Source organism: Bradyrhizobium sp. RDM12 (assembly GCF_051917485.1).
Classification (GTDB): Bacteria; Pseudomonadota; Alphaproteobacteria; order Rhizobiales; family Xanthobacteraceae; genus Bradyrhizobium.
The window spans coordinates 4535867-4549568 of the sequence record NZ_CM133064.1 but is presented as its reverse complement, the minus strand read 5'-3'; the positions used below and the strand labels follow the sequence as shown (position 1 = coordinate 4549568).

Annotated in this window: 14 protein-coding genes; 7 read left to right on the top strand and 7 right to left on the bottom strand. The window is 64.9% G+C overall.

Annotated elements, in window-relative coordinates; all coding sequences use genetic code 11:
* Positions 1-13: 13 nt before the first annotated feature.
* The 3 genes from ACTGJ9_RS22140 to ACTGJ9_RS22130 form a co-directional block, all read right to left on the bottom strand.
* Complete coding sequence (locus tag ACTGJ9_RS22140; protein ID WP_456672835.1) at positions 14-364, bottom strand: AzlD domain-containing protein; 351 nt, start codon at positions 362-364, stop codon at positions 14-16.
* Positions 361-1101 (bottom strand): AzlC family ABC transporter permease, encoded by a 741-nt coding sequence (locus tag ACTGJ9_RS22135; RefSeq protein WP_456672834.1) that lies wholly within the window; start codon positions 1099-1101, stop codon positions 361-363. Before ACTGJ9_RS22135 ends, ACTGJ9_RS22140 begins: the two co-directional genes overlap by 4 nt.
* A 99-nt stretch (positions 1102-1200) precedes the next feature.
* Positions 1201-2106 carry a transglycosylase SLT domain-containing protein gene (locus ACTGJ9_RS22130; RefSeq protein ID WP_456672833.1) on the bottom strand — a complete coding sequence of 302 codons (906 nt, stop codon included), beginning with the start codon at positions 2104-2106 and terminating at the stop codon, positions 1201-1203.
* A 251-nt stretch (positions 2107-2357) separates the two neighbouring features.
* On the opposite strand from ACTGJ9_RS22130, the gene ACTGJ9_RS22125 reads away from it, so the two are divergent.
* Both ACTGJ9_RS22125 and ACTGJ9_RS22120 read left to right on the top strand, forming a co-directional pair.
* On the top strand, positions 2358-3278 hold the full coding sequence (locus ACTGJ9_RS22125; protein WP_456672832.1) for a TRAP transporter substrate-binding protein: 921 nt from the start codon (positions 2358-2360) through the stop codon (positions 3276-3278).
* A gap of 73 nt (positions 3279-3351) precedes the next feature.
* The gene (locus ACTGJ9_RS22120; protein ID WP_456672831.1) at positions 3352-3990 is read left to right on the top strand and encodes an HAD family hydrolase; all 639 of its coding nucleotides are present in this window, start codon (positions 3352-3354) and stop codon (positions 3988-3990) included.
* On the opposite strand, the gene ACTGJ9_RS22115 is transcribed toward ACTGJ9_RS22120, so the two are convergent.
* A complete protein-coding gene (locus ACTGJ9_RS22115; RefSeq protein WP_456672830.1) occupies positions 3987-5027 on the bottom strand; it encodes a phenylacetaldoxime dehydratase family protein in 1041 nt (346 codons plus the stop codon). The genes ACTGJ9_RS22120 and ACTGJ9_RS22115 overlap by 4 nt on opposite strands.
* Before the next feature lie 27 nt (positions 5028-5054).
* Positions 5055-6071 (bottom strand): carbon-nitrogen hydrolase family protein, encoded by a 1017-nt coding sequence (locus ACTGJ9_RS22110; protein WP_456672829.1) that lies wholly within the window; start codon positions 6069-6071, stop codon positions 5055-5057.
* Positions 6072-6268: 197 nt separating this feature from the next.
* Here ACTGJ9_RS22110 and ACTGJ9_RS22105 point away from each other — a divergent pair, with 197 nt between their 5' ends.
* Both ACTGJ9_RS22105 and ACTGJ9_RS22100 read left to right on the top strand, forming a co-directional pair.
* Positions 6269-7225 carry an AraC-like ligand-binding domain-containing protein gene (locus tag ACTGJ9_RS22105; protein WP_456672828.1) on the top strand — a complete coding sequence of 319 codons (957 nt, stop codon included), beginning with the start codon at positions 6269-6271 and terminating at the stop codon, positions 7223-7225.
* A 149-nt stretch (positions 7226-7374) separates the two neighbouring features.
* Entirely contained in the window at positions 7375-7563 is a 189-nt protein-coding gene (locus tag ACTGJ9_RS22100) for a hypothetical protein (protein ID WP_456678586.1), read from the top strand.
* 49 nt (positions 7564-7612) lie between these two features.
* On the opposite strand, the gene ACTGJ9_RS22095 is transcribed toward ACTGJ9_RS22100, so the two are convergent.
* Both ACTGJ9_RS22095 and ACTGJ9_RS22090 read right to left on the bottom strand, forming a co-directional pair.
* Complete coding sequence (locus ACTGJ9_RS22095) at positions 7613-8461, bottom strand: amino acid ABC transporter substrate-binding protein (RefSeq protein ID WP_456672827.1); 849 nt, start codon at positions 8459-8461, stop codon at positions 7613-7615.
* 19 nt (positions 8462-8480) lie between these two features.
* The gene (locus tag ACTGJ9_RS22090; RefSeq protein ID WP_456672826.1) at positions 8481-9803 is read right to left on the bottom strand and encodes an aspartate aminotransferase family protein; all 1323 of its coding nucleotides are present in this window, start codon (positions 9801-9803) and stop codon (positions 8481-8483) included.
* 225 nt (positions 9804-10028) lie between these two features.
* Between ACTGJ9_RS22090 and ACTGJ9_RS22085 the strand changes: the two genes are divergently transcribed.
* The 3 genes from ACTGJ9_RS22085 to ACTGJ9_RS22075 all read left to right on the top strand — a co-directional run bounded on the left by ACTGJ9_RS22085 (position 10029) and on the right by ACTGJ9_RS22075 (position 13688).
* A complete protein-coding gene (locus ACTGJ9_RS22085) occupies positions 10029-10934 on the top strand; it encodes a LysR substrate-binding domain-containing protein (protein WP_456672825.1) in 906 nt (301 codons plus the stop codon).
* A gap of 122 nt (positions 10935-11056) precedes the next feature.
* Positions 11057-12082, top strand: a complete 1026-nt coding sequence (locus ACTGJ9_RS22080; protein WP_456672824.1) for an aldo/keto reductase — start codon at positions 11057-11059, stop codon at positions 12080-12082.
* 184 nt (positions 12083-12266) lie between these two features.
* On the top strand, positions 12267-13688 hold the full coding sequence (locus tag ACTGJ9_RS22075) for an MFS transporter (protein ID WP_456672823.1): 1422 nt from the start codon (positions 12267-12269) through the stop codon (positions 13686-13688).
* The last annotated feature ends 14 nt before the right edge of the window (positions 13689-13702 follow it).

Below are 13702 nucleotides of genomic sequence, written 5' to 3'. Positions count from 1 at the left end.
GTTCGCGACGGTTTTAGCCCAACCACCATTTGCCGGCCAGCATGAAGACCTCGCCGGCGACAACGCCTGCGAAGATCGAGCGGCGGGTCAGCAGGAACACGACGAGGCCGGCGCCGACCGCGCCGTAGCGCAGGCCATCCGGCACGCTGCCGAGCGCGCCGGGTGGCTCGACGACGATCTGGGCGATGACGCCGGCCAGGATCGCGGTCGCGACCGCCCTCACCCAGACCAGCAGCTCGGAGCCCTCGTCGATGCCGCCGCCGAACCACAGGCCCAGCATGCGCCATATCTGGTTGGGAATGACGCCGGCGACGAACAGCACGACCAGCGCGTGCCAGTCGCCGATGAGTTGCGCGGCGCTCATGAGCGCACCTCCCGCCACCAGTGCACGCCATAGGCGATCGTGCCTGCCGCAAGGCCGCTGGCGAGGATATCGAGGCCGGAGTTCATCTTCGCGGCCAGAGGATAGAGCAGGACCCCAAGCGCGAGCGCGACGACATCAGCGACCTCGCGGCTGTTGCGCGCGGTCGAGAACAGGAAGGACAATGGCGTCAGCAGCAGGATCGCCGCGCCCAATGTCTGAGTCAGGTTGGCGGCGAGGAAATAGCCGATCGTGTTGGCGATCAGACATACCGAGACCAGACCGAAGCCAAGCCCGTTCACGAAAGCGATGCGCCGCTCGCGCGGCACTTGCGGCAGGAATCGATGGCATTCGACCCACAGCGTCACGGCCGTGAGATGCGCCGCGAAGAACAGCTCGCGCCGCTTGGTCGTCGGCGTGCGCATCAGCGGCAGCACCGAGACCACCATTGGAAACAGCCGGATCGCGCTGACGGTGACCGCGATCGCCGACTGGATGACGGTCGCCCCCGAGCCGAGCGTGGTGATCAGAATGATCTGCGCCGGCCCGGCCCAGACGAACAGTGTTGAGCAGAGTGCCCAGAGCAGGCTGAAATGGCTGTCATGGGCGAGCGCGCCGATGCCGAGATAGGTCGCGAACAGGACGAGCGTCAGGATCGTCTGCGTGATCGCACGCAGCCCCCAGCCGAAGGCGCGCCACGGACTTTGCCATTGAGGGGAATCGAGCGGAGGAAACGCCACGGGACGGCCGGCCGAGATTGCGGAATCGTGCCCGCATAACGGGCAATGCGGGCGGCCGCGTCAAGGAAACACGCGGCGGGGCTGGCATGCGCGCGCTCCCTACCCGCTCACGCCTCGGTTCTTCAGGACGAAGCAAGCCCCTCCCGCTTTCCGGATGCGGTTGCAGAGATCGTCCGCCTCGGGGCGCGTGTCGGTGCCGATGCGCACCTGGTAGAAGGGATGCGAGCCGCGGCTGCGCAGCACCGAGCTCAACAGGCTGGGATCGCGCTCGCCGATCACGGCGCTGAGGCGCGTGACGGCGCGGGAATACATCGCCAGCGCCTTGTTGCGATCGAAGCCGGCGGCGAGCTGAACGCCCCAGATCTTGGCGGCGGCGAGCTCGACGTGCTGCTCGAGCTCGGCCACGAACGGGTTCGGCGCGCGCTTCAACAGCGCCATCAGCTCGCGACAGCTCGTGGGCGGTGAGCTCGCCGGTCCCTTGCCGGTGCTGCCGGCCTTGGCCCACGCGTCAATCGTCGCACCGGTGATGGCGTAGACGTAGTTGCGCGTCTGCTCCGGCATGCCACCGGTGCCAGCGAGCCATTCCTGCACCCGCCGCGGTCCGGCATTGTAGGCGGCCGCAGCCAAGCCGAGATTGCCGAACTGGTTGCGGAGCTCATTCAAGAACTCCGCCGATTTCGGCAGGGCCTGCACCGGATTGAAGGGATTGAGAAGCCCGCGCTCGCTCGCGGTGCCCGGCATGAACTGCGCGATCCCCTGCGCGTGCTCGCCACTGCGCGTCATCGGACCCACCGCATCGGCCTGGAAACGACTTTCCTGCCAGATCACGCGGGCGAAGAACTCCAGCGGCAGGTTGGCATCGCGTGCGGCCGCCTCAACGATCAGGCAGATCGATTCCCGCGTGTCGCTCTCGCGGCCGTCCGCCGGCTTCGCCGCGGGCATCGCAAGCTCTTCGACGCTCGGAACAGCAACGTTGGTCTTTGCAGGTGAGCTGTCCCAGGCCATCGCCTGTATCGCGGACAGGAGCAGTGCGGGGACAATGCACGATGCAATTCGCGTCAGCCGTGCCCAAGTATCGCCTTGGCGCAAGCGGGCGCGGCATGCAACAAGATGATCTGCCATGTCGTGGCGTCGTACCATGGTTCGACGAGTTGCCAATAAATGCTGACTGACCTGCTTCCCCCAATGCGCTCCCCGCCAAGGGGATCCATGCGATCCTTGCCCTCGCGTTATTGATCCTCTCCGCCGCGCCAGCGATGGCACAAGTGAACTGGCGGTTGACCACCGAATATCCCGAGAACAACATATCCGGGATCGGGCTCAACACTTTCGCCGATCGCGTGGCCGCGCGCACAAACGGTTTCGTGAGCGTGACCAACGCCTTCGACAATCAGCTGAAGATCAGCTCGGGCGAGATGCCGCGCGCGGCGCTGGACGGCCGGATCGCGGGCGGCGACGCCTTTGCAGGCGCGCTCTCGGGCCTCGACCCCGTGCTCAGCCTCTCGACGTTACCCTTCCTGGTACAATCGGTCGAGATCGCTCACGCCACCAATGCGCGCGCACGGCCGCTTTACGAAAAGGCCCTCGCCGCCCATGGCCTCAAGCTACTCTATCTGACGATCTGGCCGGCCACCGGCCTGTGGTCGGACCGGCCGCTTGCAGGCGCCGACGACCTGCCGAAACTCAATTTGCGGGCTTACGATGCCAATTCGAGCGAGGTGATGAAGGCGGCTGGCGCGAACGCGCAGTTCCTGCCGATGGACAAGGCACTTGCCGGTCTGAACGAGCATCAATTGAACGCCTTCCTCACCTCCGGCGACGGCGGCGCAGGACGCAAGCTGTGGAACTTCCTGCCCTACTTCACGGCCATCAACTACGCAATGCCAGCCTCGATCGCCTTCGTCCGCACCGAGGCATTTGCCGCGCTGCCGGAGCCGATGCAGCGCGAGGTGCTGGCGGCTGCAGCCGAAACCGAGCAGAGCCAGCTCGCGCTCCTGGCCCATCGCACCTCCGAAAATTATGCGCGCATGCGCGACAACGGCGTCCGCATTGCAGAACCGGCGCCAGCGTCGCTCGTCACGGCGCTCCGAACGGCCGCAACGGGCACGATCACCGCGTGGGAGGCGCAAGCGGGCGCGGATGCCACCGCGATCGTCGAATGGACCAAGCAGCAATGATGCAACGGGTCTTGACTTGAGACCCGATCCGACTAGCAACGGACCGGCAGTTTCAACGCGAGCCGGCTCCCCGATGGCGACAATCTTCTTCGATCTCGACGGCACGCTGACCAATCCGAAACCCGGGATCACCCGTTCGATCCAGTACGCCCTTGAGCGGCTAAGCCTCGCGGTGCCGAGCGAGGACGAGCTGACCTGGTGCATCGGTCCGCCGCTGCATGCGAGCCTGAAGAAGCTCACCGGAAGCGACGCGCTGGCCGACCAGGCGCTACTGCTCTATCGCGAGCGCTTCAGCGACATCGGCCTGTTCGAGAACGAGGCGTATGCCGGCATCGTCGACACGCTGACGAGGATTGCCGCGACCGACCAGCGCATGTTCGTTGCGACCAGCAAGCCCGGCGTCTACGCCACCCGCATCGTCGATCATTTTGGCCTAAAGCGCCATTTCGAGCGCGTGTTCGGCTCCGAGCTCGACGGCACACGCGTCGACAAGCGTGACCTGCTCCGTTACGCGCTGGACGAGGCCCGCATCGATGCAAACAGCGCCATCATGATCGGCGACCGCAGCCATGACGTGGTCGGCGCCCGCACCAACGGAATGACGGCGATCGGCGTGCTCTATGGCTATGGCAGCGAAGCCGAGCTGCGGGACGCCGGCGCGCATCACATCTGCGCCGCGCATCCGGAGCTGCTCGGCCACTGCGTCGCCTAAGCCGCAACCGTCTCGACCGCCGCAAGCATTCCCGTCTTCGGATGGCAGTTCAGATATTCGAAGAACTGCTCATCCGCCGCCGCCACCGTCACCTCGTGATAGAGCCGCAGCTTCGCCGACGGCCCCAGCGTCGAGAGATATTTCATCGCCGCACCGAAGATTTTCACGTGGGTCGGATGCGATTCCGCCCAGCGCTCCAGTGCGGCGAGACTTTTCCACCAGCTCTGGCCGTAGGATTTTTCACTCGCCTTGCCGTCAGCGGAGAGCACTTGCATGTAGCGGTTGGCATAGCAGCCGATCGTGAGCCCGTCATCGCGCAGGAAATCCATGCCCTCGCGCAGCACCGGCTCGACATCGTCGAGGTAGAGCTTGCGCTCAGAGGCCTCGGTATCGCCCCAGTCCTGGCCTGAGCGGATCACGCAGAGATTGTCGTGCGCCTTCACGCGCAGCCGCGCGCCGTCACGGATCAATTCCGGATTTCCGCCCGGCGACATCGGATCGGTCTGCGACAGCGGAATGCGGTCACGCATGCCGCCCCAATAGGCGTGCTCCTGAACCTCGCCGCTCATGCCCTCGGCGATCGCTGCGACACCTTCGGGCCTGCCGAGCGAGGAGAACAGCGTCTCGTGCCGCGTCACCGTGGGACGCAACACCTCGATGAAGGTGCCGATCCCGTCGCGGTGCTTTCCAGTCCACGCCTCGCGCGCCGGGACAAACCAGGCGTCGAAGCGCGCGATGTCGTCCCAATAGGCCACCGAGACGATGTTCGCGTGGCCGGCCTGGTCGACATAGTGCGCGCGGTCCCAATGCGACGGCCCATCCTCGCCGGCGAACAGCCCGGCGATTTCAGCGAGCGCTTCCGCCGCGGCCGCCGGCGTCGCCCCCCGATACTGCACGCCGAAATAGGCCATCACGACGCGGCTCACGGCGGGCTTGTAGCGTGCCACGAACGATGGATATGGCGGCTGATAATCGTCCGGCACGCGCTTGTGGCGGGTGCGCTGTGTCTCGATATGCAGAGGAATTGCGGATTCCATGGCCATGCCCTCCCGTGATCCCGCCGATCAGCTCGCCGCCGCGGCAATTTCCGTGGGCTCGACAGTGTCGAGCGGCAGCGCGAACTGCTCGACGCGCTTGTACGGCTTCGTGTTGAGCAGCAGCCGCGTGACATCGGGCCGCGAATAATGCCCGGCGGGATCGGCAGCATTCTTGGCAACACCGATGGCGCCGAGGTCGATCTCGGCGATCAGCAGCCCCTCCTCGTCCGGCGCGAGCTTGTCGCCGATCTGGCTGCCATCCGGGCCATAGATCGCGGCAAAACCGCCGCCCACATGCAGCAACGCGTTCTTGTCGGGCCGGTCGCAGAGCTCGTCGATCATCGCCTGCGAGACCGTCGCGCAAGGCGCGAGCACGAAGCAGGAGCCCTCCACCGCATAGACGCGCGAGGCGGCGTTGTTGACCTCGGCGCCGAGCGCCGGCGCAAAGGGGTCGTACAGCGAGAAACTCGGCCAGGCCGCGACGTGCACCTGCTCGTTCTGGGCGTACATGGCGTATTTCGACAGCGGCTGGAGATGTTCCCAGCAGCACAGCGCGCCGATGCGGCCGATGTCGGGGCGCGCATGGACCGCAAGATCGCTGCCGTCGCCCTCCCCATAGACGGTGCGCTCGGCATGCGTCGGTCGCAATTTGCGGCGTTTTGCAATTGTCTCGCCATCCGGTCCGATCAGCCATTGCGCGAGATAGAGACTGCCGCCGTCGCGCTCGGACAGACCGAACACGGCCGTAAGCTTTGCTTTGCGCACCGCATCGCGCAGCTTCTCGGACTGCGGGCTGTCGTAAGACAGCGAATTATCAAAGTACCGCTGTACGAAACCACGGCCGATCGCCCAGGCCGGCGAGTCCATCCAGATATGCCAGGGATACCCGGGAATGAACGCTTCCGGAAAGGCGATCAGCTTGGCGCCCTTCTCCGCGGCGTCCCTGATCAGCGCGATCGACTTGTCGATCGAGGCGTCGAGGTCAAGCCAGGCGGGCGCCGCCTGCACCACCGCGACCTTGTATTTCGGATGTTCGATGCCCATTGCCGCCTCCATTGCCGGTTGATCAGAGACCACGTCCGATGCAGTCTATTGGGCCAAGCCGTGCAGCCGCGCGCTCGACCAGGGCGGAACAAAAACTCGACTGGGAGGATCGCCGCCCCGGTACGGAACTTGCCTGCAGTCAGGCTGGATCTGCGCCACCGCGCGGTTTTGCTGGATGTGCAAGGGAGGCTTGTGAGATGCCAATCCAGTTCACGACACACGGCAGCCCCGGCTACCGCCGGCTCGCCCTCTGGCAGGACATCGTCTGCGACGTCTTCGTCGGGCTCGACTGCAAGTCCGACCTCGGCAGCGCCTTCCACGGTTCGGTCACGCAGGTCGCGCTCGGCAAGGCCGTCTGCTCTGAGGTCTGCTCAGACCGTCAGCACGTTTTCCGTACGCCCTCGCGCATCGCGCGCTCGGATCAGGATTACGTTCTCGTCGCGCTCGGCCATCGCGGCGATGGCGGCGTGGTGCAGGATGGTCGAGAGACCGTGATCCATCCCGGCGAGTTCGCGCTCTACGACACCACGCGTCCCTATGAGCTGAAGTTCAAGGACACGTTCTCCCAGACCATCTTCAAGGTGCCCCGCGAGATGTTGCAGCGCCGGCTCGGCGGCACCGGGACACTCACCGCGATCACATTCGAGGCCGATGCACCGATCGAGCGGCTCGCCTATGATTTCATCTTCCGCCTCTGCCAGTCCGCGGACCGGCTTGCGCCTACCAGCGCCGCTATCCTGTCCGAGCAAGCCGTCGACCTGCTCGCGATGGCGCTGAGCGAACGGCTCGGCGGGACGTCGCTGCCGTCCTCGACCCATCGCTCCGCCCTGCTCTACCGGCTCAAGGCGCATATCCGCACACGCCTCGCCGACCCCGATCTCTCGCTGGCCGAAACCGCCGCCGCGCTCGGCATCTCCCCGCGCTACGTCAACGATCTTCTCGCCGACGAGGACACCTCGTTCCAGCGCCATGTGCTTGCCGAGCGTCTCGCCCAATGTAGACGCGACCTCGCCTCGCCCGCGCTCGCCCAGCGCCATATCAGCGAGATTGCATTTGCCTGGGGTTTTAACGATCTCTCGCATTTCGGCCGCGTCTTCCGCGAGCATTTCGGGATGTCACCGCGCGACTTCCGGCAGTGTCAGCTGCGGCACTGAGATCCGTTCCGGTCAGCCATCATCACTTGCCTTCGCCTCAGGCGAAGGCAACGCTCGCCAATTCCAGATTGTCAGGTCGTGCAGTCTGCATCAGGCTCGCATCTATGAGGACTCACGCGACGATAAGCGGATCGGAGCTGTTGCTGGGCGTGATCGCGATCCGGCTGGCGGTGCTGGTCCTGGTGGGCTGGGGCCTCAGTCTCCTGCCGCGAGAGGATCGCAGTAGCGAAGTCGCCTGCGCTCCGTCAGTGGTAACAAGCATTGAGGCGCAGCCATCAAAGGTGGTCGGCTCGCATGTCGTCGACACTGTGCTCGACGACATGCTTCTACACGACTAAGGCACCAGCGCATCGCTCGGAGCAGCGACGCGGGCTTTCATCGCTTCGCTCATGGGAAGCTGGAGGTTCTGTCCCCTCGGTGGAATCGGCGACTCGAACCATTTGACGTAGAGCCGGTCGAATGCGCCGGACGCCATCTTTTCCTTGATTGCGGCATCGACGAGGGCCTTGAACTCCGGGTCCTCCTCCGGGTCATTAGCCCGTAATAGGACGGCGCATAGGTGGCCGCCAACATCCGGAAAGCCTTGGGATCGGGTGCGTTCGCGACAAGCCCGGCAACCAGGATATCGTCCTCAAACCACGCCGCGGCTCGACCCGTTCCCAGCATGAGGAGCGATTCGGCGTGGTCCTTGGCCTGGACGATCGTTACATTCAGCTTCTGGTCATCGATGATCTTCTTGGCGACCCCGAAGTTCAGTGAGCCCTGTGTAATGACCACAGTCTGCCCATCGAGCTCTCGCGGCTCAGTCACCCGAGACGAGCCGAACACCAGCCAACGCGGCGATGCCACATAGGTCGCGATCGAGAACGAGACCTGCTTCTGCCGTTCGGCGGTATTGGTCGTACTGCCGCACTCGACGTCGATCGTGCTGTTCTGCAGCAGCGGAATGCGATTGGACGCATTGACCGGAACGTATTCGATCCCGAGTTCGGGCCGCTGCAGCGCGGCTTTGATCTTGTCGGCCACCGTCGAACAGAGGTCGAGCGAAAGTCCGGTCGGCTTCTGATCGGCCCCGAGATAAGCGAACGGAATCGACGCCTCGCGGTAGCCGAACGTGATTTTGCCGACCTCCTTGATCTTTTCGAGGGTCTGGCTGGCCGCCCGCGCCGCCGGAATATCGAGCAGTGCAAGCAACACGACGGCAACGGCGAGGGTCGGCACAGATTTGCGGATCATGTCAGCCTCCGACAAGTTGCTAGGCAGTGGGGTTTCGCGACAGCTCGTCGAGACTTTCCCTCAAAGCCCGATCCAGGATTTCAACAGCGCGGTCGATTTCCTCGGTCGAGACGGTCAGAGGCGGCGCGATACGCCACACCGACCCGCGCTCGGGGCGACGGCGGATGTTCATGCTCAGCCCGTACTCAAAACATTTCTTCGTCGTCAGGCCCCCAAGCTGGTGAGCTGGGCGCCGGCTGTTGCGATCACCGACCAGCTCGATGCCGAGCAGGAGACCCATGCCTCTGATGTCGCCGATCTGCTCATATTTCTGCTGGAGCCTTTCGAACCGGCCGCGCAGGTAGGCGCCCATCTCGTTGGCGCGTGCAACGAGCTTTTCCTCAGTGATCACGCGCAGCACCGCAAGCCCGGCCTCGGCAAGCAGGGGATCGGAGACGTGGCTTGTATAATAGGTGAAGTGATCGTCGTGAAGCTTGCTCTCGATCGCCTCGGTGGTGGACACCGCCGCAAGCGGAAGCCCGCCGCCAAGCGTCTTCGACATGGTCATGATGTCGGGAACGACGCCGAAATATTCCGATCCTGTTTTTTTGCCGATGCGCCCGAAGGCGGTCTGGGCCTCGTCGAAGATCAGCAGCATGCCGCGCTCATCGGCCGCCTTGCGTAGTGCCTCCATGAATGCCTTCGGCGGCACCAGCACGCCGCCGGCGCTGATCACGGGCTCCGCGATGATCGCAGCACCCCGCCCGCTCGACTGCATGTCGAACATCTTCAGGGCGAGCTCTAGATTTGCGAGCGCGGACTCGTCCTCGCTGTCTTTTTGCGATGTAGGGCCGATAGGCATTCGGCTCGGGAATGACGAACACGCCTGGCGGCGGGACGCCATATCCTTTGCGGTCGCTGGCCATAGAGACCGAGGCCGCTCCGCCGGTGATGCCGTGCCATGAGCCGCCAAGGACGAGCACCTCGTAGCCACCGGTGTACATCTTGGCCATCCGAGCGCGACTTCGGTCGCTTCCGAACCGGTATTGATGAAGATCGAACGCTTCAAATCTCCGGGCAGCCAATCCGTGGCCAGCACCTGAGCAAGCTCGGCGACCACCTCGGGTATCATCCCGCTGAAGAGATGAAACGCCTTCTTCCCTGCTCTTTCCACCGCTGCGACGATGGCCGGATGGTTGTGGCCGATAGTGGCGCACATCTGGCCGGAGGTGAAATCGAGATAGTCGCGCCCGTTGCTGTCCGTGACGATCGTCCCCTTCGCCGAAGTGAAGAGGTTCGGGAACACGTCTCCGCCGTATCGAACGAGGAATTCGTCGGCGGCTTGTTTCAGCGCAGAGGTCATGCATTCTCCTCGGGCAAGCGGCATCGGCCGCACGGCCGTGTGGCGCGGCGATGCGGGAGCCGCTCGCCGTTGTCGGGTCGGTTTGGGGGTACGAAGCTGTTGCTTTGGGGCGTTTGCGGTACGAGACTTGCCTGAGCAACGGGAACATTCGTACCGAGCGGACATGATGGGTACCAGTTCAAAAACTCAGCAGCCGATGAGGCGAGCTCAACGCAGCGGCCGCGAATGCCTCCGCTCAAGGCGCTGTCGGCGTTCGAAGCGGCCTCACGCCACGGCAGCTTCAGCCGCGCCGCCGAGGAGCTCGGGGTCACGCCGTCCGCGATCAGCCATCACATCCAGAAGCTCGAAGACTTCCTCGGCGTTCCCGTCTTTTCCCGGCACGCCGGCCGCGCAGTCCTCACCAATGCGGGCCGCACCTATGCCAGCGAAATCGAGCGCGCGTTCGGAACGATCATGGGCGCAACGCGGCTGGTGGCGCCGCAGTCGCAGCGCGATCACCTCTTCATCGCGAGCGGTCCGAGCTTCGGCGCCAAATGGCTGCAGCCGCGGATCGGACATTTCATCGGCCAGCACCCGGAGATCGGGATCAGGCTGTCGACCATCACTGATTTGCGCGACCTCGAAACCATTCGTTTCGATCTCGCCATCGCCTATGGCCGTCCTCCCGTTGGCAATGGCCGGCAGATCGAACCGTTGCTGGCGGAGCGTCTGCGCCCGCTCTGCAGTCCGCGGCTGATCAAACAGCTCGGGCTTCGCGACCCCGGCGATCTCGCCCGGGCCACGTTGATCCATTCCTCAAACGCCCTGACCTGGACCGACTATCTGCGACAGGTCTTGGGCTCGACCATCAAGGCGCGCCACGAATTGTGGTTCGACCGATCCACGATGGCCATCGATGCCGCCGTTGAAGGTCTCGGCGTCGTTCTGGAGAGCGAGATCCTCGCTGCCGACGAACTCGAGAAGGGCACGCTGGTCGCGCCCTTCCATCAGCCTAAATTCGAGGTCGAGACGGTCTCCTATTATCTCGTGCGGTCCGCTGAAGCCAAAGGCCGCAGCCATGTCGGCGCATTCGAAGCCTGGCTGCGTGCAAAGATCCCGGCTGCGAATCTGCAGGCGACATGCGTGGCGTGACGCGTGCGGACCCAGCAATGCAGAACCGCTATGTGAGGGCGTCGTAGGGCAACGCGCCTGCCTGCATTAGCATCCGGCACCAAGGCCGCGCCAATCAATCAGCGGCCGCGAGGAGCAGTTCGATGGAATACCGACGCTTGGGCCGGTCCGGCCTCATGGTGCCCGCTTTGAGCCTTGGCACGGGCACGTTCGGCGGCGTCGGCCGTCTCGCGGCCTGGGGAACGACCGACGCCACGGAAGCGCGGCGCCTTCTGGACATTTGTCTCGAGGCCGGCGTATCGATGTTCGACACTGCCGACGTCTATTCGCTCGGTGAATCCGAGCGGGTCCTCGGTGAAGCCATCAAGGGCCGCCGCGACAAGGTGCTGGTCTCGACCAAAGCCACGTTCCGCTTTGGCGACGGCCCGAACGACATCGGCTCGTCACGCCAGCATCTGCTCGCGGCCATCGACGGGTCACTGAGCCGGCTCGGCACCGACTATATCGACCTGTTCCAGCTCCATGGCTTCGACGCCTTCACCCCGCCCGAAGAGGTGCTCGGGACTCTCGACACCCTCGTACGTGCCGGCAAGATCCGCTATGTCGGCGTCTCGAATTTCTCGGGCTGGCACCTGATGAAGTCGCTTGGCATTGCCGACAAGCACGGTTTCCCGCGCTACGTCGCCAACCAGACCTACTATTCGCTGGTCGGGCGCGACTATGAGTGGGAGCTGATGCCGCTTGGCCTCGATCAGGGGCTCGGCGCCGTGGTCTGGTCACCGCTCGGATGGGGCCGCCTCACCGGAAAGATCCGCCGTGGCCAGCCGAAGCCTGAAGTGAGCCGTCTGCCCCAGACCGCCGATTTCGGGCCGCCCGTACCGGACGAACACGTCTATCGCGTCGTCGATGCCATCGACGAGGTCGCAAAGGAGACGGGCAAGAGCGTCTCCCAGATCGCGCTGAACTGGCTGCTGCAGCGTCCAACGGTTTCGACGCTGATCATCGGCGCCCGCAACGAAACACAGTTGCGCGAAAACCTCGGCGCGGTCGGCTGGTCCTTGACCAGGGACCAGATCGAAAAGCTCGACGCCGCCAGCAAGGTGACTTTGCCCTACCCGTACTGGCATCAGCGGGGGACCTTCTCCGATCGCAATCCGCCGCCGGTGTAATTGGCTTACCCGCAAAAGCTGGACATGGCGCTGGTAAGCCTGCAAAGGCCTGACCGATCCATGCCTGTGGCGCCGGGAGACCTGCTTCCGGCACAGGAACCGTCCGTGTCCTGCCGGGTTGCGATGCATCGCGCAATTTCCTAATCCGGGGATCATCACGGCTCGAATCAAGCACGCCTCCACCATGTCGTCCGTCCCGATCGAGCATGCCGACGGCCTGCCACAACCGCAACGCAATCAGGCGATCCTGACCATTGCGCTCGGCATCACCATGGCCGTCGTCGACAGCGCCATTGCCAATGTCGCGCTGCCGACGATCGCAGCCGACCTGAACGCGAGCCCCGCTTTCTCGATCTGGATCGTCAACGGCTACCAGCTCGCGATCACGATCTCACTGCTGCCGCTGGCGTCGCTCGGTGAGATCGTCGGCTATCGTCGCGTCTATCTGGTTGGGCTCGTGCTGTTCACGCTTGCATCCGCTTTCTGCGCGCTCGCGCATACGCTGCCGCTGCTGACGATCGCGCGGATCGTCCAGGGATTTGGCGCGGCCGGCATCATGAGCGTCAACGCGGCGCTGGTTCGCTTCACCTATCCGCGCAGCCTGCTCGGCCGCGGCATCGGGCTCAACGCGCTCGTCGTCGCCTTCTCCGCCGCGGTCGGGCCGACGCTCGCAGCCGGCATTCTCGCAGTCGGCAGCTGGCCCTGGCTGTTCGCCATCAACGTTCCGCTCGGCGTGGTCACGCTGGTCTTCGGCCTGCGCAGCCTGCCGCATACGAAACTGGCGAGCCATTCCTTCGACTGGCAGAGCGCGGGACTCTCGGCGATCACCTTCGGCGTCGGCATCGCCGCGATCGACAGCGTCGGCCACGGCGAGGCGCCGATCATGTGCCTCGTCCAGTTCGCCATCGCGATCGGCGCCGGCGCGTTGCTGATCTATCGCGAGACGCACATGAAGTCGCCGCTGCTGCCGGTCGACCTGTTGCGCATTCCGGTGTTCGGGCTGTCGATTGCGACCTCGATCGCCTCGTTCTGCGGGCAGATGCTGGCCTTCGTCGCCATCCCCTTCTACCTGCAGAGCCGCTTCGGCTATTCGGCCGTGCATATGGGCCTCTTGATCACGCCGTGGCCGATCGCGGTGGCGTTCGCGGCTCCGCTGGCCGGCCGCCTGGTCGAGCGCTATCCGGCAGGCCTGCTCGGCGGCATCGGGCTGACGCTGTTCGCCTGTGGCCTCGCCGCGCTCGCCTTCCTGCCCACGAGCCCGGCGCCGCTCGACGTGGTCTGGCGGATGGCGCTGGCGGGCGCCGGCTTCGGCCTGTTCCAGACTCCCAACAACCGCACCATGATCGCGGCCGCGCCCCGCCAGCGCGCCGGCGGCGCCAGCGGCATGCTGGGCACGGCGCGCTTGCTCGGCCAAACCACCGGGGCTGCGCTGGTGGCGCTGTTCCTCGGCCGCTATCCGGTTGAGGGAACCCGGATTGCGCTTCTCACCGGCGTTGGATTTGCTGTGTGCGGCGCGATCCTGAGCATGCTGCGGCTGTCGCCTGCGGGTGCGCGCGGCGCCGAGCACGTCCGCGTGCAGGACGACCAGCGCCTGCGCGGCGAATAGCAGGCGCCCCAACT